The organism is Mycobacterium sp. WUMAC-067 (genome assembly GCF_020217485.1).
GTDB lineage: Bacteria > Actinomycetota > Actinomycetes > Mycobacteriales > Mycobacteriaceae > Mycobacterium.
Map to the genome: position 1 here is coordinate 25,102 of NZ_JAEKMI010000038.1, position 21,426 is coordinate 46,527.

A 21,426-nucleotide genomic window follows, 5' to 3' on the forward strand; every position below is an offset into this window, starting at 1 on the left:
ACGCTTACCGGTTTCGTCCCGCCCGTCAGCTCGTGACGGCGTCCCCCAGGTTCTCCGGGTGCAGCATCTCGGCGTAACGCAGCTGCTCGGGAACCCCGAAGCCGTCGACCAGTGTCGCGGCGTGCGGGCGCAGCACCCGGCAGCGGTCGTTGATCCCCCGGGTGACCGCCTTGGCGCGCTCCGTGGACAGATACCGGTGCTCGATGTACCACGCCTTGTCGTCCTCGATCACCGACAACGCGTACAGGTCGCACAGGTACCCCAGCAGTTCGCAGGCCTCTTCGTTCTCGCAGGCGTCGATCCCGGCGACGAACGCTTCGAGCACCACTCGGTCGATGTGGGCGCTCGCCGCGTGCAGCACGTGATCCTGCACCGAGTTGAACGCGTCGAATTCCGACATCTCTTTGGATTTCGCCTGTAGCCGGCGCGCCACCGACGCCAGCAGATATTCTTCGCGGTCCTCGAACATCTTGATCTGCGTACCGCGGTTGAACAGGCTGCCCTCTTCCTCACTGTCTTGGCGGGTGTCGACGATGGTTTGGATGATCGCTTCTGCCGCAGTGCGTTTGATGACGCGTTCACCGACGGTGTTGGCGGCGAAGCGCACCCATTCGACCGGGCTCATGCTCTTGATGTCGTCGGCGTACGCCGTCAGCAGCTCCTTGGCCACCAGCTGGGTCAGCACGTGGTTGTCGCCCTCGAACGTGGTGAAGACGTCGGTGTCACCCCGTAGCCCGATCAATCTGTTCTCGGCCATGTAGCCCGCGCCGCCGCACGCCTCGCGGGATTCCTGGATCGCGCGGCTGGCATGCCAGGTGTTGGCGGCCTTCAACCCGGCCGCGCGGGCTTCCAGCTCGCGCTGCTCGTCGGCGTCGGGCGCGTCCGCGCTCTGGACGTCATGGCATTTGCTGACCAGCTCGTTCTGCGCGAACTGCAGGGCGTAGGACTTCGCGATCAACGGAAACAGCCGCCGCTGGTGCACCAGGTAGTCCATGATCAGGACCTCGGAACTGTCGTCGGGTGCGTTGAATTGCCTGCGCTGCAACGCATATCGGGTCGCGATATCCAGCGCCACCCGCCCGGCGGCGCCGGCGCTGCCGCCCACGGTGATCCGGCCGCGGACCAGGGTGCCCAGCATCGTGAAGAACCGGCGGTTCGGGTTCTCGATCGGCGAACTGTAGGTCCCGTCGGGCGCGACATCGCCGTACTTGTTCAACAGGTTGACCCGCGGAACGCGGACGTGATCGAACACGATGCGGCCGTTGTCCACTCCGGGCAGTCCGCCCTTGTATTCGCAGTCCGACGTGGTCACCCCGGGCAGGTCGTTGCCGTCCTCGTCGCGGATCGGGACCAGCACGCAGTGCACGCCGTGATTGACGGGCTTGCCGTCCTCGGTGGTGATCAGCTGCGCGAAAACCGCTGCCATGGTTGCTGTTTCGGCCGCACCACCGATGTAGTCCTTACGCGCAGACGGGGTGGGGGAGTCGATGACGAACTCCTGCGTCTCGGCGTCGTAGGTCGCGGTGGTCTCCAGCGACTGCACGTCGCTGCCGTGCCCGGTCTCGGTCATCGCGAAACAGCCGCGCAACTCGAGGCTGATGATCTTGGGCACGTAGGTCTCGTGGTGGCGCTCGGTGCCCAGGTTCTCCACGGCACCGCCGAACAGCCCCCACTGCACCCCGGCCTTCACCATCAGCGACAAGTCCGACATCGCCAGCATCTCGATCATCGTGATCGCCGCGCCGACGTCGCCGGTGCCGCCGTGTTCTTTCCGGAAGCTGTCGGCGGCCGCGCCGAACGCCGCCATGATCCTCATCTGCTCCGCCACCTTGGTGCGGGCGATCACCGTGTTGGGGGTGTAGTGCGGGCGGAACAGGTCCTCGGTCAGCGTCGTCCGCATCCGGTTTCGGACATCACGCCACCGCCCGTCCAGCGCGTTGCGGAGATGTTCTGCGGTGCTTGTCGTTTCTGGCGCCATAAGCCGACAGTAATGCGCGGTTCGCGCCGCGGGGAACAAGAACGACGGTTCAGGTGGTCCGGGCCGACGTGTGGTGCTCGCCGGGCAGCGGCGAGCGCAGCCGGTAGAGCGTGAACCCGGCCGCGACGGCACCGAACAGGCAGAGCATCACCATGTCGAACACCCACCAGCCGCTGTAGTGGGTCCAGGTCAGGACGTTGGCGGCCAGCGTGTCGGTCCTGCGTAGATTCACCGTGGACGCCGAGGCCGCGAAACCCCACTGGGCCGGGACGAACCAGCTGACCTGCTGCAGCCCCCACAGGCTCACCAGCTGCACCAGGCTCCCGTTGAAGAGCGCGGATGCCAGGATCACCGGGACCACCAGCGGCAGGACTTCCCGCAGCGCCTTGCCCAGCGCCGACAGGGTGAGGCCGATCACCGCGGACACGATCGCGGTGGCCGCCGCGGTGACGTAGAGCTCGAGGGTGGGGTTGTGCAGTAACGCGGCGTCGCCCGCCGGTCCGCCCCGGACGGCGACGACGATCGCGAACATGACGGCCGTCCAGAGGGCCGCGGCCAGTCCGTACACCGTGACCTTGGCGGCCAGGTAGGCCGGCGCGGTCAGCCCCGCCTGCTGTTCACGGCGGAAGATGCGGTGCTCGAGAACCAGGGCGCGGATGGTCAGGGCCGTGCCCAGGATCACCGCGCCGACGTTGAGGGCGGCGAGGATTTCGATGGCTTCGTGCGCGTTGGCGCTGCCCGGCCCGGGCCTCGTCAGGCCCGCGTCGCCCGGTATCAGCAGCGTCAGCCCCGCCAGCGCGAACGGCAGGATCACCAGGAACGCGAAATAGCTGCGATGGGCGAGGAGCAGGCGCACCTCGCGTCGGGCCAGCACCCGGATCTGGCGGTGCCGGGGCAGCCCGGCCGGTGGCGTCCACGGCGCGGCGACCTCCGGCGGGGTCGTCAATGGTTGGGGCCGCGCGCGGAAGGCGCGGTGCGTCCCGTCGGGATCGGCGCTCACCCGGGCGAGGACCTGCGACCAGTCGCCGGTTCCCAGGGCGGATTCGGCCTGCTGGGGCGTGCCCAGGTACGCGACCTTGCCCGTTCCCGTGAGTACCAACACCTGATCGCACGTGTTGACGTCGGCGAGCGACGCGCGCGTCGAGATCGCGGCCACGACGACACAGCCGATATTGGCCTGGCGCCGCAGGACCGCCATGACGTGACGCTGCTGCGCCGGATCCAGCCCGGCGGTGGGTTCGTCGACCACGAGCAGGCTCGGCCGGGTGATCAGCTCGATCGCCAGGGCGGCGCACCGGCGCACCTCGGGTGGGAGCTTGCGGATCCGGGTGGCGCGGTGCGGCGTCAGGTCGAGCTCGTCGAGCACTTGGCCGACCACCCGCTCGCGCTGCTCGGTCGAGGCCTCCGGCGGTAGCCGAAGTTCGGCCGCGTACTTCAGGGCCTGTTCGACGGTGAGGTGCCGATGCAGCTGGTCGTCGCGCGCGACGATCCCGATGCGACTGCGCATGGATAGCGGTTCGGCGTGCACGTCGTGCCCATCGACCGTGGCGCGCCCGGCGCTGGGTGTCCTGGTGCCGGTCAGCACGGCCAGCAGCGCGGAATTGCGCGCGGCGGACGGCCCGATGACGGCGGTCATGGTGCCGGGATGCGCCGTGAACGAGATGCCCGACAGCAGTTGCTGCCCGTCGACTTCAACGCTCAGCTGGTGCGCCGTCACCCCGGTGGTGCGCGCCGCCGTTCGTAGCGGCAGGCGGAAGGTGGAGTTGGCTTCGTCGGTGCGGACGGAGGGGCGCTGGGCGCGCAGCTTCGAGGTGATCACCCGCTCGATCAGGCCGGGGCCTTTTTGTTGCTCGGCCGGTGCGACGGGTGGGTGCGTCGGTCCGATTGGTGGCTGAACGGGAGGCGGCGGCGCCGCCGGAGGAGGCGGTGCCGGTGGGGGCGGCGGTGCGGGTCGCGGGCCGGCGGGTGGCGGGGGCGCCACCACGGGCATGCGCTGGGTGGCGCTTTGGGTGGGGACCCGCGGATCGGGCCCGCCGGGCGGCGGGTGTCCCGGCGGCGCGGGTGCGACCTGGAAAACCAGGCGCGGACCGTGCTGGGGATCGCCGATGGTGATCCCCAGGCCGTCGCGGATCTCGACCGTCGGGACTCGGAATCCGTCGAGGAAGATGCCGCGGTGGCTCAGATCGATGGCCACCCACTGGGCTCCGGTGAACCGCAGCACCACATCGGGGTGGGGCGCGGGCGGCACCGGCGCGGGGCTGCCGAGGCGCTCCAGCGGGATGTCGCAGGCCGGGCCGTAGCCGACGAGCACGTCGCGTCCCGGGGCGAAGACGTACCTGGTCGGTCCGGCCCACACGGTCAGCGGGGAGGCCGGAACGGCCGAAGCCTCGGTCGGCATGGCCGCCACCTTTCGTCACCGGTCTTGGTTTGGTCTCGCCGTCAGGCGCCGGTCGCCCGTTCGGTTACGTGTTTACCCGTGCTCGCGGTCCGCTCACCAGCATTGCGGCGTTCACAGCGGGTTTCGGCGGCCCGCGAGTGAGGTGGCAAGGGAGGCGTCGTCGAGCAGCCGGCGCAACACGTCGACCGCTTGCATCAACACCTGGCGGTCACCGGAGTCGAGCAGCGCCAATTGGGGTTCGATCGCCGCGGCACGGTCGGCCCGCACCGCGTTGAGCGTGCGCCTTCCGGCAGCGGTGATGCGGATTCGGACGGCGCGCGCGTCGCCGGGGTCGACCGTGCGGGTCACCAGGCCCGCCTCCTCGAGGCGGCGCACCTGCGTGGTCATCGTCGGTTGCGAACAGTGGTCGACGGCGGCGAGGTCACCGATACGGGCCTCGCCGTGAACCTCGATGGTGGCCAGCAGCCTTGCCTGCGCTGCCGGCAGCGGCATCTGGATGCGCTGGGTGGCCAGACGGTTGAGCCGCGCGACCACGGCGAGCAGATCGGCCCCCAGTCCCTGCGCTCCCTCGAGCTTTGCGGTATCGACGACGTTGTCCATGTATCCATGGTTGCATAGCTTTGCTAAGCGAGGCCAAAATGCCGTCGCGTGCCGCGCGAACACCCTTCTGCAGCGGACACTCCCTCCGGGGACTGGCAGAATCGCCAAAGTGACCTTGCTGCGTTTCCGGCAACCTGGGGAAGGGGCGCTGCGTCCGAATGAGTTGGCACAGGCCGCGGTCATGGGGGCCCTCTGCGCGGCGATCGAGATCCTCGCCGCGGTAATCCCATTCGCTCAGGGGCTGGGCGTACTGGGAACCGTCCCCATGGGATTGCTGGCCTACCGCTACCGTCCCCGGGCCCTGATGGCCGCGACGGTAGCCGGCGGGGTGATCGCCTTTTTGATCGCCGGACTGGGCAGCCTGTTCATGCTCGTCGACTGCGCCTGGGTCGGCGGATTGTGCGGAATCGTCAAACGCAAGGGCCGGGGCACGCCGACGGTCGCCTTGTTGTCGCTGATCGCCGGAGTCCTCTGGGGCGCCGGGTGGGTCGCGGTGCTGGCGGTGCTGACGCGGCTGCGGCAGCTGTTCTTCGACGTCATCACCGCCAATGCCAACGGGGTCGCGGCATTCCTGAATTGGGTACACCTGCAGGGCGTGGGCGACGCGCTGAAGCGATACGTCGCCGGCGGGATACACCATTGGCCGCTACTGATTTTCCCGTACATGGTCTTGTTGGTCGTCATCGTTTCGTTCATCAGCTGGTCGGCGCTGTCTCGCCTCTTGGAGCGGATGCGCAAGATCCCCGACGTGCACAAGCTGGACGTTTCCGAGGACGCGCAGGCCGGCGGCGCTCCGGTCGGGCCGGTCCCCGTGCGGCTGGACAACGTGTCGTTCCGGTATCCCGGCGCCGATCGAGACGCGCTGCGCGAGGTCAGCCTCGATGTCCGGCCCGGCGAACACATCGCCGTGACCGGGGCCAACGGCTCGGGCAAGACCACGTTGATGCTGATGCTGGCCGGCCGCGAGCCGACGTCGGGAACCATCGACCGCCCGGGCGCGGTGGGGCTGGGCGAAATGGGCGGTACCGCAATTGTCTTGCAGCACCCCAAGAGTCAAGTCCTGGGCACGCGCGTCGCCGACGACGTGGTGTGGGGTTTGCCCGCGGGGGCGCAGATCGATGTCGGCGAGTTGCTGCGCGAGGTCGGGCTCGAGGGACTCGCCGAACGCGACACCGGAAGCCTGTCCGGGGGAGAGCTGCAGCGTCTTGCGCTCGCGGCGGCGCTGGCGCGGGATCCGGCACTGCTCATCGCCGACGAGGTCACCACGATGGTCGACCAGCAGGGGCGAGACGCGTTGCTGGGCGTGCTCTCTGGTCTCGCGAAACGCCACCAGAGCGCGTTGGTGCACATCACCCATTACGACAACGAGGCCGCGTCCGCCGACCGCATCATCACGCTCAGCGACTCGCCGGACAACACCGTCAACGTCGAAACCCCGAGCACGCCCGCGCAGACGGCTCAGGTCACACCGCGCTCGCACACGCCGGTGCTCGAGCTTGTCGACGTCAGCCACGAATACGCCAGCGGCACACCGTGGGCCAAGGTCGCCCTGCGTGATATCAGCTTCGTGGTGGAGCAGGGCGACGGGGTGTTGATCCACGGCGGCAACGGGTCGGGGAAGTCGACCTTGGCGTGGATCATGGCCGGGTTGACGACACCCACCGGCGGCACCTGCCTGATCGACGGCGAGCCCACCCACGAACACGTCGGGGAGGTCGCGCTCTCGTTCCAGTCCGCCCGGTTGCAGCTGATGCGCGACCACGTCGACGCCGAAGTCGCCTCCGCAGCAGGCTTTTCGCATCTCGACCAAGACCGGGTGGCCGAGGCGCTGATCTCGGTCGGCCTGGACCCGGCGATGGGCAAGCGGCGCATCGACCAGCTCAGCGGCGGCCAGATGCGCCGCGTGGTGCTGGCCGGGCTGCTGGCCCGGTCCCCGCGGGCGCTGGTCCTCGACGAACCACTGGCAGGATTGGACGTCGGCAGTCAGCGCGGCCTGCTGCGGCTGCTGGAGAATCTGCGCAGGGAACGAGGTCTGACGGTAGTGGTCATCTCCCACGACATCGTCGGGCTGGAGGAGCTTTGCCCGCGATCCCTGTATCTGCGCAACGGGTCGTTGGAGACGGCATCGACGGCGGCGGGGGGAATGCCGTGACCGCGCCCGCGGACGCGAAGGCGGGAAGGACGCGGCGTACTCCCCGTCCGGTTGTCCTGCTGGTCCCGGTGCCGGGAACGTCGAAGATCCATCAACTGTGGGCCGGCACCAAACTGTTGGTGGTGCTGGGCGTTTCGATATTGCTGACCTTCTACCCGGGATGGGCGACCGTCGGGCTGATGCTGGTGTTGCTGATCACGGCGGCCCGGCTCGCGCACATTCCCCGCGGCGCGCTGCCCTCGCCGCGGCGCTGGATTTGGATTGCCCTCGCGGTGGGCGGCATCACCGCCGCGCTCGGTGCCGGCAGCCCTGTGGTCTCGATCGCCGGCGTCCACATCGGGCTGGGCGGGACGTTGCACTTCGTGCGGGTCACCGGGCTGTCGATCGTGTTGATCGGGCTGGGGGCGATGCTGTCCTGGACCACCAACGTCGCCGAAATGGGGCCGGCGCTAGCCGCTTTGGGCCGCCCCCTGCGCTGGTTGCGGATCCCGAGCGACGAATGGGCCGTTGCCCTGGCGCTCGCCCTGCGTGCCTTCCCGATGTTGATCGAAGAATTCCAGGTGCTCTACGCCGCGCGGCGCCTGCGTCCCAACCAGACACCGCGCAGCCGCCGGGCCCGCCGTCGCCAGCAGGCCCGGGACATGATCGACTTGCTCACGGCGGCAATCGTTGTGACGTTACGGCGCGCCGACGAAATGGGCGATGCCATCACCGCCCGAGGCGGTACCGGTCAGCTGTCGGCCGCCCCCGCGCGGCCGAAATTTGCGGACTGGGTGACCCTGGCCATCACGGCCGCCGCCGGGGTGACCGGGGTGGTCATCGACTCGATGCTCCAGCTTCACTAGGCGGGAAGCCGGTGCGCACCTTCGACGATCCGGGCACCTGGACCGAGCCCGGGGCGCACCACCGGGCGGCCACCGGGCTCGGAGGAAAGCCGTACGCCTCCCGCTGCCCACACCAGGCACGCCCGCAGCCCTCCCGGGGGGCGCGGCTGCTTGGCCGGCGCTGATTGCCGAACCGGAAACAGGAGGCGCAATTGGCAGCCACGTCGGTCGGCCTGAAGGAGCAGATGCTGCGGCGGCGCCCGGTGGTGGGCGCGCATGTCGCGCCCGGCGCCGCGGAGGGCCTCAAGCGCGGCATCGGCACCTTTCAGCTGACCATGTTCGGGGTGGGCTCGACGATCGGCACCGGCATCTTTTTCGTCATGTCCGTGGCCGTGCCGGAGGCCGGGCCGGGAGTCATCGTCTCCTTCCTTCTCGCGGGCCTCGCCGCCGGGCTCGCGGCCGTGTGTTACGCCGAATTGGCGTCGGCGGTGCCGGTTTCGGGTTCGTCGTACTCGTACGCGTACACCACGCTCGGGGAGGTGGTGGCGGTCGGTGTGGCCGCGTGCCTGCTGCTGGAATACGGGGTGGCCACCGCCGCGGTCGCGGTCAACTGGAGCGGCTACCTCAACAGGTTGTTGAGCAATGTGGTGGGATTTCAACTGCCACATGCCCTGTCGGCGGCGCCGTGGGATACGCAACCCGGCTATTTGAACGTGCCGGCGATAATGCTGATCGGGATGTGCGCGTTGCTGCTCATCCGCGGCGCCAGCGAATCGGCGAAGGTCAACGCGATCATGGTGATGATCAAGCTCGGCGTGCTCGTCGTATTCATGGTCGTCGCCTTTACCGCGTTCGACGCGCACCATCTGCAGGACTTCGCGCCGTTCGGCGTCGCGGGCATCGGGTCGGCCGCGGGCACCATCTTCTTCTCCTACATCGGTCTCGACGCCGTGTCCACCGCGGGCGACGAGGTGAACAACCCGCAAAAAACCATGCCGCGCGCGTTGATCGCCGCGCTGCTGACCGTCACCGGCGTCTACGTCTTCGTTGCGGTGGCCGCGCTGGGCGCGCAGCCCTGGCAAGCCTTCGCCGATCAGCAGGAGGCCGGGCTGGCAACGATTCTCGAGAACGTCACGCACGGCAGCTGGGCCAGCTCGATCCTCGCTGCGGGCGCGGTCATTTCGATCTTCAGCGTCACGCTGGTCACCATGTACGGCCTGACGCGCATCCTGTTCGCGATGGGGCGTGACGGGCTGCTGCCGGCAAGGTTCGCGACGGTGAACCCGCGCACCATGACCCCGGTGAACAACACGGTGATCGTCGCGCTGGCGGCCTCGATGTTGGCCGCCTTCGTTCCGCTGCAAAAACTCGCGGACATGGTGTCGATCGGCACGCTGACCGCGTTCGTCGTGGTTTCTGTTGGGGTGATCGTCTTACGGGTGCGCGAGCCCGACTTGCCGCGGGGTTTCAAGGTCCCGGGTTACCCTGTCACGCCGGCCCTTTCGGTGGCGGCCTGCGGGTACATCCTCGCCAGCTTGCACTGGTACACCTGGATCGCGTTCGGCGGCTGGGTCTTGCTGGCGTTGGTTTTCTATTTCGTCTGGGGCCGCCACCACAGCGCGCTCAACGACGACACGGTCGGCGAGGCGTCGAGCGGCTCGCAATGATCAGGCGCTCACTGGCGCGCCGCGGCGGCGTTGGCCGCCGCCTGAGCCCGCTGTAACGTCGACGCGACGTCGCCGCGGCCCAAGAACATTTCGTCGAAATACGGCTGCAGGGCGTCATTGCCGGCGGCAAACCCGGCGCCCCCGGGGGCCGCGATGCGCGGCCCGTTCAGCACCGTGAAGAAGGGCGTGACATCGACGCCTCGGGCGGCCCAGTAGTGAAAGTAGACCGGCTGGGCCGACGACACCGCGGGGATCGCCGCACCGTAGCGGCCCAGATATTCGTTGCCCTGTCTGCTGCCCATCCAGGCCAGCACCTGGCGCACCGCGTCGGGATGCCGTGATGCCGCATTGCCCGCCGCCGCAATGCCGTTGGTGACGCTGACGCGGCCCACCGGGCCCGACGGCATCAGCGCCACACCCCAATGGAAGCGGGCGTCGCGGGCCACCGGGGCCAAGTTGTAGGTACCCGACTGGAACAGCGCCATCCGGCCGGCCAGGAATTGGTTGCGGGAAAAGTCGCCGTTGTCATTGGTGTCGGCGGCGGGAGGCGCGACGTGGTCGCGGTTGATCAGGTCAACCAGATACTGAAAGGCGGTCACGGCCCCCGGATTGTCGAATGCAAACTCGTCGCCGCGCTGAAACACGCCGCCGGCCGACCCGATGTAGTTCAGGTAGATCCCCTGGGGGTCATTGGCGGCGTTGTATGCCCACTGCCGCACCCGCCCGGCGTCGAACCCCTTGGTATCCCCGCGGTTTCCGTCGGCGTCTACGGTGAGCCGGGCGAGCATGGGCCGCAGCGTGTCGTCTCCGTCGGGGCTCCACCGCAAGATGCTCAGCCGGGCGGGGTCGATGCCGGCGGCGCCCAGCAGATCGGCGTTGTAGTACAACGCGATCCCGGCGTCGGTCAGCTGCGGCACGCCCCAAAGCGTGCCGTTGCGGGTGAACTGCCCGACGACCGGTTGCTCCCAGTCCGACGCGGCGGTGGGTCCCAGCGCCGCACCGATATCCAGCAGCCGGCCGCTGTCGGCGTAAGCCGCGAGGTAGGCGTTGGACAGCCAGAAGATGTCGTCGGCGCTGCCGCCGGCCACGTCGGTGCGCAGGGTGTTGAAGTAGGTCGAGTACGCCACCAAGTTGACGTGCACTTCGATGTCGGGATGGGCGCGGCTGAACTCCTGGAACGATTGCCGATAGGCCGTGGCGATCTGATCGTCCCAAATGCGCACCGTCACAATGGTCTTGCCGCCATGAGGCTGAGCGGAGTAATCCAGCAGCACCGCCATGGCCGCCAACAGCACCGCGACCAGCCCAACCGCCGCGGCGACCAGCGTGGAAAACCGGGGCCGGGTCACTTGAGCCCCGAGACGACGATCGACGCGACGATGTGGCGCTGAAAGGCCACGAACAGTGCGACGAGCGGGGCGATGGCGATGGTGGTGGCCGCCATCACCAAGGTCCATTGTGAGTTGAACCGCGACTGCAGGTCGGCGGTTGCGACGGTGAGCACCCGCCACTTGTGCCCGCTGGTGATCACCAACGGCCACATGAAGTTGTTCCACTGCGAGACCACGGTGATCAGCGTCAGCGCGGCCAGGACCGGCCGGCTGGACGGGATCACCACGTGCACGATCACGTCCAGGGTATTGGCGCCGTCCAGGCGGGCGGCGTTGACCAAGTCATTCGGAACCATGCGAAAGTGCTCGCGCAGCAGGAAGATCGCGTAGGGCGAGCCGAACATGAACGGCAGCACCAGTGCCCAGAACGTGTTGCGCAGACCGAGCTGGGCCATCATGAGATACATCGGCACGATCGTGACGGTTGCCGGCACCATCAGCGTCGCGATGTACACCCAGAACAGCGCGTCGCGCCCGGGAAACTGCAAGCGCGCGAACGCGTATCCGGCCAGCACGGAAAAGGTCAACTGGCCCACCAGAATCACCGCCGTCATCAATGCGGTGACCGCCGCCGCGCGGCCGAACCCGGCCCCGGCCAGGTTGGTGAAATTTTCGAGCGTGGGTGGCTGCGGCAGCTGCAGCGGCGTGCCCGTGACGAATTGGTGCGCCGAGGTGAACGCGGTCATCAGCCCAAGCGCGAACGGCGCCAACGTGATCAACCCACCCAGCGTCAGCCCGGCATAGATGAGCGCGTTGGCCATGGTCGACGGTCCGACACGCCCCCGCAAGCGGGAGGTACCCCCGCCTCGAGCCCGCATCGTTGTCGAACGGCGGCTAGGTGAGGTCATAGCTGATCCGCCGCCGGAAGTAGAGGTGCTGAAGCAGCGTGACACCGATCAGGATCACGAACAGCACCACCGCCATGACCGATGCCCGGCCGATCGCGGCCGAACCGAAGGCCTCGGCGTAGATGCGGTGGGCCACCAGGTCGGTGCTGCCCGCCGGCCCACCGCCGGTCAGGGCGTACACCATGTCGAAAACCTGTGCGGTGCTGACGATCCCGGTCACCAGCACAAAGAAGGTCGTTGGCCGCAGCATGGGCATGGTGATGCGCCAGAACCGCTGCCACGCGTTGGCGCCGTCGGTGCGCGCGGCGGCGTGAACCTCGTCGGGGATGGCCAGCAGGCCCGCCAGGAACGACAGCGAGACGTATCCGACGTTGGTCCACACCACGACGGCCGACACGAGCGGCAGCGCAAAGCTGGGATCGGAGAGCCATTCGATGCTGTGTCCCAATACCGTGCTCACGGCCCCGTCGGTGGGAGCCAGGATCCACCGCCACAACACCGCGATCGCCAGCGGGGCGCAAATCCATGGCAGCACAAACACGGTGCGAAACAGGCCGGTGCCACGAAGCTGGCGGGCCAGCATCGACGCGGCCAGCAACCCCAACGCCGTCTGCGCCGGCACCACGATCGCCACGAAGATCGCCGTGACGATCAGCGAATTGCCGAACGCGCCGTCGGTCAGCACCGACCGCCAATTGGACAGGCCTACAAAGCGCAGCGGTCCCAGCAGATCCCACCGGCACAGGCTCAGCCAGATCACCACCAGGATGGGCAACAGCAGAAAGGCGAGGACGCCGAACAAGCTCGGCGCCAGCAGCGCATAGCCCAACGCGGTCGATCGAGGACGAATCCTGCGTTCGGCGCTGGCCATGGGGTAATTAAAGCGGGCGCTGCCGCGGTGTGGGGTGAGCGGCCGTTACGGTGGAGCCGTGACACCGAACCGGGGGATCGATGCCGACTTCCTCGACCTGCCGCGCCACGAACTGGCCGACGCCGCGCTTTCGGCCGCCACCGCAGCCGGGGCCACGTACGCCGACCTGCGGGTTCATCGCATCACCACCGAGATCGTCCAGCTGCGCGACGGCGCGCTGGAGACCTCGGTGATCAACCGCGAGGTCGGCTTGGCGGTCCGAGTGATCGTGGACGGCACCTGGGGATTCGCCTCGCACGCGGAGTTGGTGCCGTCGGTCGCCGCCGAAACCGCCAGGCGCGCGGTGCACGTCGCCACCACGCTGGCGGCGCTGAGCACCGAGCGCGTCGAACTGGCGCCCGAACCCGTCTACGCCGACGCGACCTGGGTGTCGAACTACCGCATCGACCCGTTCGACGTCTCCACCACCGACAAGATCTCCGTGCTGGAGGAGTACTCGGGGCGGCTGCTCAGCGCCGACGGCATCGATCACGTGTCGGCGGTGCTGACCGCCGTCAAGGAACAGACGTTCTACGCCGACACCTTCGGATCCTCGATCACCCAACAGCGCGTCCGGATCCAGCCCACCTTGGAGGCGGTGACCGTCGACCCCGCGGCGGGCAGTTTCGACTCCATGCGCACGCTGATCCCGCCGATGGGCCGGGGCTGGGAGGTCCTGGCCGGCGACGAGGTCTGGAACTGGACCGACGAGCTGGCGCAGCTGCCGGCGCTGCTGGCCGAGAAGGTCAAGGCGCCCACCGTCGTTCCGGGGCGCACCGACCTGGTGATCGACCCGAGCAACCTGTGGTTGACGATCCACGAATCCATCGGGCACGCAACCGAATACGATCGTGCAATCGGCTACGAGGCCGCCTACGCGGGAACGTCGTTCGCCACGCCGGACAAATTGGGCACCATGCGGTACGGGTCGCCGGTGATGAACGTGACCGCGGACCGGACGGACGAATTCGGTTTGGCCACCATCGGTTACGACGACGAGGGAGTGGCCGCGCAGAGCTGGGATCTGGTGCGTGACGGGATCTTCACCGGCTATCAGCTGGACCGGGTGTTCGCCCAGCGCCTGGGGCAGCCGCGCTCCAACGGCTGCTCGTACGCCGACTCGCCGCACCACGTGCCGATCCAACGCATGGCCAACGTATCGCTGCAGCCCGCCCCCGAGGACATCAGCACCGATGACTTGATCGGCCGGGTCGAGGACGGCATCTACATCGTGGGCGACAAATCATGGTCAATCGACATGCAGCGCTACAACTTTCAGTTCACGGGCCAGCGGTTCTTCCGGATTCGCGACGGCCACCTCGATGGCCAGTTGCGCGACGTCGCCTATCAAGCCACGACTACCGACTTCTGGAATTCGATGGAGGCCGTGGGTGGTCCGTCCACCTGGCGACTGGGTGGGGCGTTCAACTGCGGCAAGGCCCAACCCGGGCAGATCGCGGCGGTCAGCCACGGGTGTCCCTCGGCGCTCTTCCGCGGCGTGAACGTGCTCAACACCCGGACCGAGGGTGGGCGATGATCACCGCGCAGCACGTCGTCAACATCGTGCTCGACGAGGCGGCCAAGCTTGGCGGCGCCGACGAGACCATGGTGTTGGTCAGCGACAAGGTCGAGGCGACCCTGCGGTGGGCGGGCAATTCGATGACCACCAACGGGGTTTCGGTGAGCCGCAGCGTGTCGGTGATCTCCGTGGTGCGCCGGGGTGCCAGCGCGCGCATCGGCACGGTGGTGTCCGCCGAGGCGGATCCGCGGGTGCTTCCCGGACTGGTGGCGGCCTCGCAGGAGGCCGCCGGCTCGGCGCCGGAGGCCGGCGATGCCGCACCGCTGCTCGTCGACAGCGGGGTGCCCGCCGACTGGGACGCGCCGGTGCCGGGCACAGGGCCACTGGTCTTCGCCGATGTGGCCGACTCCTTGGGCCGCGGCTTTCGGGGCGCGGATCGGCTCTACGGCTTTGCACACCATAGTGTTTCGACGACGTTCCTGGCGTCGTCGACCGGGTTGCGCCGGCGTTTCAGCCAGCCCACCGGTGCGGTGGAGATCAACGCCAAACGCGGTGACGCCAGCGCGTGGGCGGGTGTCGGGACGCCCGACTTCGTCGATGTGCCAATCGATTCGCTGCTCGAGCAGCTGTCCACCAGGCTGGGCTGGGCGCAGCGCAGCGTCGAGCTGCCAGCGGGGCGCTACGAGACGATCATGCCGCCGTCGACGGTGGCCGACATGATGATCTACATGGCGTGGTCGATGGCCGGCCGCGGTGCGCAGGAGGGTCGGACCGCGTTCTCGGCGCCCGGTGGGGGAACCCGGGTGGGGGAGCGGCTCACCGACCTGCCGATCACGCTGTTCTCCGATCCGATGGCGCCCGGCCTTGCCTGCACGCCCTTCGTCGCGGCGAGCAGCTCCTCGGAGACGCTGTCGGTGTTCGACAACGGCATGGAGATCGGCCAGGTGGACTGGATCCGCGACGGGGTGATCAACGCGTTGGCCTACCCGCGGGCCACGGCCGACAAATACGACGCCCCGGTCGCGGTCGCCGCCGACAACCTGGTGATGACCGGGGGCACGGCCACTCAAGACGACATGATCGCGGCCACCGAGCGTGGCCTGCTGTTGACCACACTGTGGTACATCCGGGTCGTCGACCCCACCACACTGTTGTTCACCGGGCTCACCCGCGACGGCGTCTACCTGATCGAAGACGGACGCGTGACCGCGGCCGTCAACAATTTCCGGTTCAACGAAAGCCCGTTGGACCTGCTGCGACGGGCCACCGAGGCCGGCGCGAGCGAGAAGACCCTGCCGCGCGAATGGGGGGATTGGGCGACCCGCGCCGCGATGCCGTCGCTGCGGATTCCGGACTTCCACATGTCCTCGGTGAGCCAGGCCCAATAGATTCATTGCCGCCGGGCACGGCGCGCTCTAGCGTGTGACGAATGGCGGCCCCGGTTTCGGTTCGAGAAGACCAGCTCACGCGCCTGGTTGCGCTGTTTCCCGGGGCGCCCGGCGATGCGCGCATCGCGGCGTTGATCCGGCGGGTGTGCGCGCAGACGGTGTCGCTGCCGCCGCTGCCCGCGGCCGTCGAGGTGGGCGACCCGGAATCGGATGCCGAGGTCGCCGTCGTCGAATTCGCCGAACAATTCAGCGCCGACGTCTCGTCGATCACCGCCGAGCAACGATCCCGATTGTGGAAGCACCTCGGGGACCGCACTTTTGGGGTGGTCGTGCAGATGTACATCGCCGACTTCGTCCCCCGGGTGCGGGCCGGGCTGGAAGCGCTCGGCGTCGGCTCGCAGTATCTGGGCTGGGTGGCCGGACCGGTCAGATGGGATCACACCAGCGTCCCGTCGGATCTGGTGTTCAACGACTTTTTAATCGCCGTGGCGCGAATGCGCGCGCTGGACCCGGTGACCTCGGAACTGGTGCGGCTGCGGGGCGCGGCGCAACACAATTGCCGGCTGTGCAATTCGCTACGCGAGGGCGGCGCGCTCGACGCCGGCGGTTCGGAAACGCTCTACGAGGAGATCGAGCGCTTCGAATCGTCGAGTTTGCTCGACGACCGCGCAAAAGCTGCGCTGCGCTATGCGGATGCGTTAATTTGGACCCCTGCGCACCTCGCCGCCGACGATGCCGCCGAGGTGCGCTCCCGCTTCTCCGAGGCGGAATCCGTCGAGCTCACGTTCGACGTCATGCGTAATGCCAGCAATAAGGTGGCCGTGTCGCTGGGCGCCGACGCCCCGCGCGTCGAAAGCGGCACTGAGCGGTATCTGATCGACGCCGACGGGCAAACAGTATTTAGCTGACGGTGGCGGGTGCGAACCCGGTAGCCGCCCGCCATCCGGCGTTTGCCGCTGGGCCACGACGCCCGGCAGTAGGGGCCCGCAACGTTTGCGTAGCGGCGCCGCGAGCGGGTGAGCGATGTGCCCGTCCGGGGGCGAGGGCACGAAATGTTAACCATTCGTACATCGACGCGCAAGCGTGCGTTTTCGCTGTGTGAGGGGGTCATTCGCTAACTTAAGCCCCGTCGCCGACACTGAAATGACCACCGAGACGTGACGGTAGCGAAATGGCAGCGTGGCCCCCGCCGGGTAGGCCATGGGATGTACGTCATCAGCCGCCGTGCCGATGGATTTCCCGGTTCGTTGTGCAGCATTCGTAGCTTGGGTTTGCGTCGGAGCCAATTGTGTTCTGCGCGCAGAGGGAGGTTCGAACATGACAAGCAGCCGTACGCGCTCGCGCACGCGGGTGACATCGGTCTGGGCTGCCGGCCTCGCGCTGGGCGCCTCGATGCTCGGCGGCGCGGTGCTGTCAGCACCCCTGGCTTCGGCGACATGCGATTTGAGCCCCGCGGATGACCAGTACATCAACCTGCTGGCGCAGAACAACATGGTGCACACCGCCGAGTACAGCGATTGTCATGAGGCCGCCGAGGGCCGTTGGTTCGCCAATCAGGTGAAGAGCTCAGCCGATCCGTTCGCCAGGGCCAAGGATCTGGTGACGATGGTGACTAACACGACGCCGCTGAAGGCCGACAAGGCCGAGTGGGAGGTCGAGTCGGCGATCTATGTGTACGCGCCGGAAGTGATCCCGAAGATCAAGGATCAGGCCGCGAAACAAAACTGGCCGACCGAGTCCTAAACCCGCGCTTCGCGCTACGAATAACCAACGGCTGCAACGACTTTAGCTATCTGCGCTGGTGTGTTGACCTTGTCAGGTAATCGAATAGCGAGATATTGAGCAGCTGACGACGATGCCGGAAGCCGTCGTGCTGGTTGAGAGCTCGTCGATCCCATGATCGGGGCTATCGCTCGAATGGCTTTCTCGCGCCGCTCTTTTCAATCGTCTTTGTTCACCCATTGTTGGTAATGCCGCCGTTTGTCGTGCGCTCTGTCCGTGTACCCATGTGTGTGCGATAGGTGGATCAGCAAATTTCTACGCGAAGGAGTTCGAAAGATGACCGTCAGACGTACACGCTCGCGCGGGCAGATGCTGGCGTTGGGGGCTGCCGGCGCCGTGGTGGCGACGTCGATGCTGGGGGAAGCGCTGCTGTCAGCGCCGCAGGCAGCGGCCGCCTGCAACATGACCCCGAAGGACGACCAGTACATCAACCTGCTTGCTCAGAACAAGTTGATCCACTCCGCCGAGTTCAACGACTGCAACATGACCGCCGAGGGCCGTTGGTTCGCCGACCAGGTGCGCAGCGCTGACAATCCGTTGGCCGCCGGGAAGCGACTCGTGAACATGGTGACCAACACGACCCCCCTGAAGCCCGATCAGGCCGAGTGGGAGGTCGAGTCCGCGATCTTCGTCTACGCGCCGGAAATGATTCCCGCGATCAAGGGACAGGCCGCGCAAGGGCCGTCTCCAGCCTGAGGCTCTGGTCGATGGGCGCCGCCGGGACGCGGCGCCCATCGCTCTGTGACTTGTGATGCGGGCGTGCGCCGCCCGACGGATACTGGCTTCGGTCTTCGACTACGGTTTCCTACGGAACTACCCCGTCGGGGGCGGTAGCTCAGTTGGTTAGAGCCGCGGACTCATAATCCGTTGGTCGCGGGTTCGAGCCCCGCCCGCCCCACCAAGTCTTTGTATGACGTCGGTTGATGCTTGTCGTTTCGCCTTCGGGTGATGCACGGTGTTTCGGCTGATGCTCGACAGCTACTTCGGCTGATCCTTGACATTCCGAAGGCCAGTCGAGCGCGGTATCAGTTGCACTGGCGGTGTCGCAGCCCCCAAGAAGGATGATCTCCTTCCCGACAAGAAGTCCGACGTATACCGGCCGAGGGAGGACATCGCCTAGCCCCAGTGCGGCGGCACCTCGCTACCCGGACAAGCCGCGTAGCGGCAGTTGACGTCCCGCACCCGCCTGCCGGTGACTTTGCCGTCGTTGTCGTAGCTGTATTCGACCGTGGCCTCGGCTGGGCGTCGGCAGTGCGGGCAGGCTTCCATTTCGGTTTTGAAGCGCTCCATCATGTCCTCCTGGTCGCAATGCTATTGAAGCGCGCCCCCGACCGAGCGCCGCGAGCGTAACGGCACTGCGAAAAATTAGCCCGACTTTCGCAGTGGCGTTACGCTCGCGGCCCTCAAGGTCAAGGCACTGAAGTGAATTACGGCGCCATCTCGGGTGGAATAGAGGCGGAGGGGAACCAGCGACGGTAGCGTCAGAGCTGGTCGAAAGCACAAATGGGCGGGGCGATGCAGCTGAACTGGTTGAGCGTTGCCGATCTGGTCGCTCAGGCCGGCGGCGATCCCTGGGCGGTCAATCAGAGTTTGCAGGCCGGTAACCCCTTTCAGATTTCCCAGTTGGCGGAGGCCTTCCATGCCGCGGGCCGATGCTCCACCGCGGCCCAAGACGAGTTCGAGCAGGCCCGCAAGCGCTTCGACGAGGCCTGGAACCACCAGAACGGCGATCACCCGATCAACGGCTCCGAAGAAGTACAGCGGCTGACCAAATCGCTTCGCCTGCAGACCGAACAGCTGCCCAAAATCGCCGCTGATCTGAAAAACATCGCCGCCATGCTGGCCGCCGCGCAAAAAGAGGGCTCCGCGGAGATCGCCACGCTGGAACGGCAGCTGCAATTGCTCGACAAACTGATCGGCGCGGCCACCAAAGATCTGCAAGACCCCACCCTCGACGCGAAGAGCCGCCGGGCACTCGAGACCTTGATCAAGGACGCCAAAGCCGACGCCGCCGATGACACGCGTGACGCCCTCAAACAGATGAACTCAATCCGCGACACCTACACGAAATCGCTGCGTCAAGCGCAGGCGAACGGGCACCTCACCCCGCAGGATGCCGCCGCGGTCGCCGAGTTCAAGCCCGCGGGCTTCGGCGACGGACCAGGCTCTGCGCCCACCGACCCCAGGATCACCGGACCGGCCGGACCCCCCAAGCACGAGCAGAACACCTACGACCTACAAGACCAGTTTCAAGACGGCCAGGGCCCCACCTTCGGGGGAGATCCCCGAGATGGCTTCCCCCGCAGCCCGGCCTCGGAGCTCGCGCAAGGGCCGCCGGGCACCCGCCCGCTGCCGACCGGGACCGCGCTGGGTCCCGACGGCCATCGCTACGCGTTTTTCAGCCACCCGGATGGGACCGTGACCCCCGGGTTCAACGAATTCGCGACCAACGGATCGGTATGGGATTACACCGATCCCACCCATCCCGTGAAAGTCGGTGAGCTGCCGGGGATTTACCAAGCCAGCGGCGTTTACGATCCCGCCACCAATCAGATGGTGATCGTCGGCAACACCAGCAACCGGGTCGGCGACACCACCCGTGGCATGTGGGTGTCGGGACCCATCGATCCGGCCAAACCCAACAGCTGGATCAACAACTTGCAGCGCGTCGGCACCGTCAGCCTCCCCGGCGATCGTGAAAGCCAACTGATCTCGCTCAAAGGCGGTGGATTCATGCTCGTCGGCGCGACCAACGGCGGGCCCGTGCAGGGCATCACGGCCGCCACCCCGCAAGGCCTGATGGGGGCGACACCCCAAACGCTGGTGGCCCCGAACCAGCTTCCGACGGTCTACGGACCCACCGTCATGGGCACGACGCTCGATCCGGCGACCGGCCTCGAGACGATTCAGCTTCGAGTGAGCACCTGGCCGCCCGGACCGACCTATGATCCCAACACGTGGACGACAACCTTTGGCGTCCAACACTAGGAAGGGTGACACCGCATGCTGAGCAGGGTGGCCCTAGCGGCGATAACAGGGACCGTTGCGGTTCTGGGCATCGGTTGTTCCCGCAACGCCCCCGGCGTCGCGACGGCCACGCCGCCGAAATTCCCCGACCTGAACGCATTTCAAGCGGTCGATGCCGCGCCCTATACCGCCGCCGCCCGCGCCGGTGGCGCAGCCTATTTTGCGACGCCCGACGGACTGCAGTGCATCCTGCCCAATCCGCCCAAGCCAGGCGATCACGTCAGCGCCAGCTGTGACGGACCACTACCCGGGCTGCCGGACAACGCCCCGGTCGGCGGCGACGGCTGCTCGGCGGTGGGATCGCCGTCATCGCTTCCGACGGACCTCAATCCCTACAGTTTTCAGAAGGGCACCGGGTGCCCGGTCATCACGTCGCCGCTGCTCAACGTCGGCCAAAAGATCACCAAAGGGGACATCACGTGCGTCGTGGGCGCTGACCGGCTGACCGCGTGCATCGATCCAATCCTGAACCGCGGCTTCGTACTTCAACCCGCCGGCTCGTGGACCTTCTAGCCCGCCGCCGTCCCCCGCATCGACGCGGATGTATTGGCAGCAAATTCGACGTAAGATTGTCTGCGTGAGTCGCATTCGCGGGTTGACGTTGGCGGCGGTGATCAGCGCCGCCGCGGTTGTCTTCGCGCCCGCTGCGGGCGCCGATCCCGGGTCCCCCTCGTACAACCAAGGCAAACAAGCCATCGACGACCAGGTCCTCAACCGCCACGTGCAGCTGCCGCCCGGCACCGACCTGTATCAGTACTGTGACCGTCTCCGCGCGAACGTCCTCAAAACCGGGATGATGGCCCGGGTCGACTCGCCGACGGACTTCATCGCGGGGTGCCAAGACGAGGGCAACGCCCTCATCGCGTCGCACTGAAAGCCATTGCGGCCCAGAGTCTCCACGACCAGAAGCACCAGGCGTAACGCCACGGCGAAAAATCAGCA

At 67.3% G+C, this 21,426-nt stretch carries 18 protein-coding genes, 1 tRNA gene and 1 pseudogene; 13 read left to right on the plus strand and 7 right to left on the minus strand.

Features of this window, described 5'->3' with window-relative positions; translation table 11 throughout:
- Positions 1-25: 25 nt before the first annotated feature.
- From JF781_RS21595 to JF781_RS21605, 3 genes are all read right to left on the minus strand, one after another.
- Positions 26-1,978 carry an acyl-CoA dehydrogenase gene (locus tag JF781_RS21595; RefSeq protein ID WP_225329767.1) on the minus strand — a complete coding sequence of 651 codons (1,953 nt, stop codon included), beginning with the start codon at positions 1,976-1,978 and terminating at the stop codon, positions 26-28.
- Between the two features lie 49 nt (positions 1,979-2,027).
- On the minus strand, positions 2,028-4,376 hold the full coding sequence (locus JF781_RS21600) for an ATP-binding cassette domain-containing protein (protein WP_225341302.1): 2,349 nt from the start codon (positions 4,374-4,376) through the stop codon (positions 2,028-2,030).
- Positions 4,377-4,487: 111 nt separating this feature from the next.
- Complete coding sequence (locus tag JF781_RS21605) at positions 4,488-4,976, minus strand: MarR family winged helix-turn-helix transcriptional regulator (RefSeq protein ID WP_225330307.1); 489 nt, start codon at positions 4,974-4,976, stop codon at positions 4,488-4,490.
- A gap of 109 nt (positions 4,977-5,085) precedes the next feature.
- On the opposite strand from JF781_RS21605, the gene JF781_RS21610 reads away from it, so the two are divergent.
- The 4 genes and pseudogenes from JF781_RS21610 (at position 5,086) to JF781_RS21620 (ending at position 9,619) form a co-directional block, all read left to right on the plus strand.
- Positions 5,086-7,128 carry an ABC transporter ATP-binding protein gene (locus JF781_RS21610; protein ID WP_225330308.1) on the plus strand — a complete coding sequence of 681 codons (2,043 nt, stop codon included), beginning with the start codon at positions 5,086-5,088 and terminating at the stop codon, positions 7,126-7,128.
- Positions 7,125-7,973: an energy-coupling factor transporter transmembrane protein EcfT gene (locus tag JF781_RS21615; protein WP_225330309.1), complete on the plus strand. Its 849-nt coding sequence runs from the start codon at positions 7,125-7,127 to the stop codon at positions 7,971-7,973. Before JF781_RS21610 ends, JF781_RS21615 begins: the two co-directional genes overlap by 4 nt.
- Positions 7,974-7,978: 5 nt before the next feature.
- A pseudogene (locus JF781_RS28750) lies at positions 7,979-8,068 on the plus strand (hypothetical protein); the annotation flags it as partial.
- A 129-nt stretch (positions 8,069-8,197) separates the two neighbouring features.
- Positions 8,198-9,619: an amino acid permease gene (locus tag JF781_RS21620; RefSeq protein ID WP_374109729.1), complete on the plus strand. Its 1,422-nt coding sequence runs from the start codon at positions 8,198-8,200 to the stop codon at positions 9,617-9,619.
- 8 nt (positions 9,620-9,627) lie between these two features.
- Here the strand turns inward: JF781_RS21620 and JF781_RS21625 are convergent, their stop codons facing one another.
- The 3 genes from JF781_RS21625 to JF781_RS21635 all read right to left on the minus strand — a co-directional run bounded on the left by JF781_RS21625 (position 9,628) and on the right by JF781_RS21635 (position 12,729).
- Positions 9,628-10,968, minus strand: a complete 1,341-nt coding sequence (locus JF781_RS21625) for an extracellular solute-binding protein (protein WP_225330311.1) — start codon at positions 10,966-10,968, stop codon at positions 9,628-9,630.
- Positions 10,965-11,771 carry a carbohydrate ABC transporter permease gene (locus tag JF781_RS21630; protein WP_225330312.1) on the minus strand — a complete coding sequence of 269 codons (807 nt, stop codon included), beginning with the start codon at positions 11,769-11,771 and terminating at the stop codon, positions 10,965-10,967. Before JF781_RS21630 ends, JF781_RS21625 begins: the two co-directional genes overlap by 4 nt.
- A 73-nt stretch (positions 11,772-11,844) precedes the next feature.
- Positions 11,845-12,729, minus strand: a complete 885-nt coding sequence (locus JF781_RS21635; protein ID WP_225330313.1) for a carbohydrate ABC transporter permease — start codon at positions 12,727-12,729, stop codon at positions 11,845-11,847.
- A 58-nt stretch (positions 12,730-12,787) separates the two neighbouring features.
- Here JF781_RS21635 and JF781_RS21640 point away from each other — a divergent pair, with 58 nt between their 5' ends.
- The 6 genes from JF781_RS21640 to JF781_RS21665 all read left to right on the plus strand — a co-directional run bounded on the left by JF781_RS21640 (position 12,788) and on the right by JF781_RS21665 (position 18,358).
- On the plus strand, positions 12,788-14,305 hold the full coding sequence (locus JF781_RS21640) for a TldD/PmbA family protein (protein WP_225330314.1): 1,518 nt from the start codon (positions 12,788-12,790) through the stop codon (positions 14,303-14,305).
- Entirely contained in the window at positions 14,302-15,675 is a 1,374-nt protein-coding gene (locus tag JF781_RS21645) for a TldD/PmbA family protein (RefSeq protein ID WP_225330315.1), read from the plus strand. The genes JF781_RS21640 and JF781_RS21645 overlap by 4 nt, the downstream gene beginning before the upstream one ends.
- 41 nt (positions 15,676-15,716) lie before the next feature.
- Positions 15,717-16,583 carry a carboxymuconolactone decarboxylase family protein gene (locus JF781_RS21650; RefSeq protein ID WP_225330316.1) on the plus strand — a complete coding sequence of 289 codons (867 nt, stop codon included), beginning with the start codon at positions 15,717-15,719 and terminating at the stop codon, positions 16,581-16,583.
- A gap of 409 nt (positions 16,584-16,992) precedes the next feature.
- Entirely contained in the window at positions 16,993-17,418 is a 426-nt protein-coding gene (locus tag JF781_RS21655; protein ID WP_225330317.1) for a hypothetical protein, read from the plus strand.
- Positions 17,419-17,733: 315 nt separating this feature from the next.
- Positions 17,734-18,153, plus strand: a complete 420-nt coding sequence (locus JF781_RS21660) for a hypothetical protein (RefSeq protein WP_225330318.1) — start codon at positions 17,734-17,736, stop codon at positions 18,151-18,153.
- 128 nt (positions 18,154-18,281) lie between these two features.
- A tRNA-Ile gene (locus JF781_RS21665) sits at positions 18,282-18,358 on the plus strand.
- Positions 18,359-18,573: 215 nt separating this feature from the next.
- Here JF781_RS21665 and JF781_RS21670 read toward each other — a convergent pair.
- Positions 18,574-18,750, minus strand: a complete 177-nt coding sequence (locus JF781_RS21670) for a 5'-phosphate oxidase (protein ID WP_225341303.1) — start codon at positions 18,748-18,750, stop codon at positions 18,574-18,576.
- 222 nt (positions 18,751-18,972) lie between these two features.
- Here JF781_RS21670 and JF781_RS21675 point away from each other — a divergent pair, with 222 nt between their 5' ends.
- From JF781_RS21675 to JF781_RS21685, 3 genes are all read left to right on the plus strand, one after another.
- Positions 18,973-20,445, plus strand: coding sequence for a hypothetical protein (locus JF781_RS21675; RefSeq protein WP_225330320.1), 1,473 nt, complete (start codon positions 18,973-18,975; stop codon positions 20,443-20,445).
- Positions 20,446-20,460: 15 nt separating this feature from the next.
- The gene (locus JF781_RS21680) at positions 20,461-20,997 is read left to right on the plus strand and encodes a hypothetical protein (protein ID WP_225330321.1); all 537 of its coding nucleotides are present in this window, start codon (positions 20,461-20,463) and stop codon (positions 20,995-20,997) included.
- A gap of 64 nt (positions 20,998-21,061) precedes the next feature.
- The gene (locus tag JF781_RS21685; RefSeq protein WP_225330322.1) at positions 21,062-21,358 is read left to right on the plus strand and encodes a hypothetical protein; all 297 of its coding nucleotides are present in this window, start codon (positions 21,062-21,064) and stop codon (positions 21,356-21,358) included.
- Positions 21,359-21,426: the final 68 nt, after the last annotated feature.

Bases quoted from the DNA above. Each gene is read 5' to 3' on its own strand.
- JF781_RS21630 (WP_225330312.1), bottom strand. From the start codon at position 11,771: ATGGCCAACGCGCTCATCTATGCCGGGCTGACGCTGGGTGGGTTGATC.
- JF781_RS21680 (WP_225330321.1), top strand. From the start codon at position 20,461: ATGCTGAGCAGGGTGGCCCTAGCGGCGATAACAGGGACCGTTGCGGTT.
- JF781_RS21635 (WP_225330313.1), bottom strand. From the start codon at position 12,729: ATGGCCAGCGCCGAACGCAGGATTCGTCCTCGATCGACCGCGTTGGGC.
- JF781_RS21600 (WP_225341302.1), bottom strand. From the start codon at position 4,376: ATGCCGACCGAGGCTTCGGCCGTTCCGGCCTCCCCGCTGACCGTGTGG.
- JF781_RS21645 (WP_225330315.1), top strand. From the start codon at position 14,302: ATGATCACCGCGCAGCACGTCGTCAACATCGTGCTCGACGAGGCGGCC.
- JF781_RS21595 (WP_225329767.1), bottom strand. From the start codon at position 1,978: ATGGCGCCAGAAACGACAAGCACCGCAGAACATCTCCGCAACGCGCTG.
- JF781_RS21675 (WP_225330320.1), top strand. From the start codon at position 18,973: ATGCAGCTGAACTGGTTGAGCGTTGCCGATCTGGTCGCTCAGGCCGGC.
- JF781_RS21655 (WP_225330317.1), top strand. From the start codon at position 16,993: ATGACAAGCAGCCGTACGCGCTCGCGCACGCGGGTGACATCGGTCTGG.
- JF781_RS21620 (WP_374109729.1), top strand. From the start codon at position 8,198: ATGCTGCGGCGGCGCCCGGTGGTGGGCGCGCATGTCGCGCCCGGCGCC.
- JF781_RS21605 (WP_225330307.1), bottom strand. From the start codon at position 4,976: ATGGACAACGTCGTCGATACCGCAAAGCTCGAGGGAGCGCAGGGACTG.
- JF781_RS21670 (WP_225341303.1), bottom strand. From the start codon at position 18,750: ATGATGGAGCGCTTCAAAACCGAAATGGAAGCCTGCCCGCACTGCCGA.
- JF781_RS21660 (WP_225330318.1), top strand. From the start codon at position 17,734: ATGACCGTCAGACGTACACGCTCGCGCGGGCAGATGCTGGCGTTGGGG.
- JF781_RS21650 (WP_225330316.1), top strand. From the start codon at position 15,717: ATGGCGGCCCCGGTTTCGGTTCGAGAAGACCAGCTCACGCGCCTGGTT.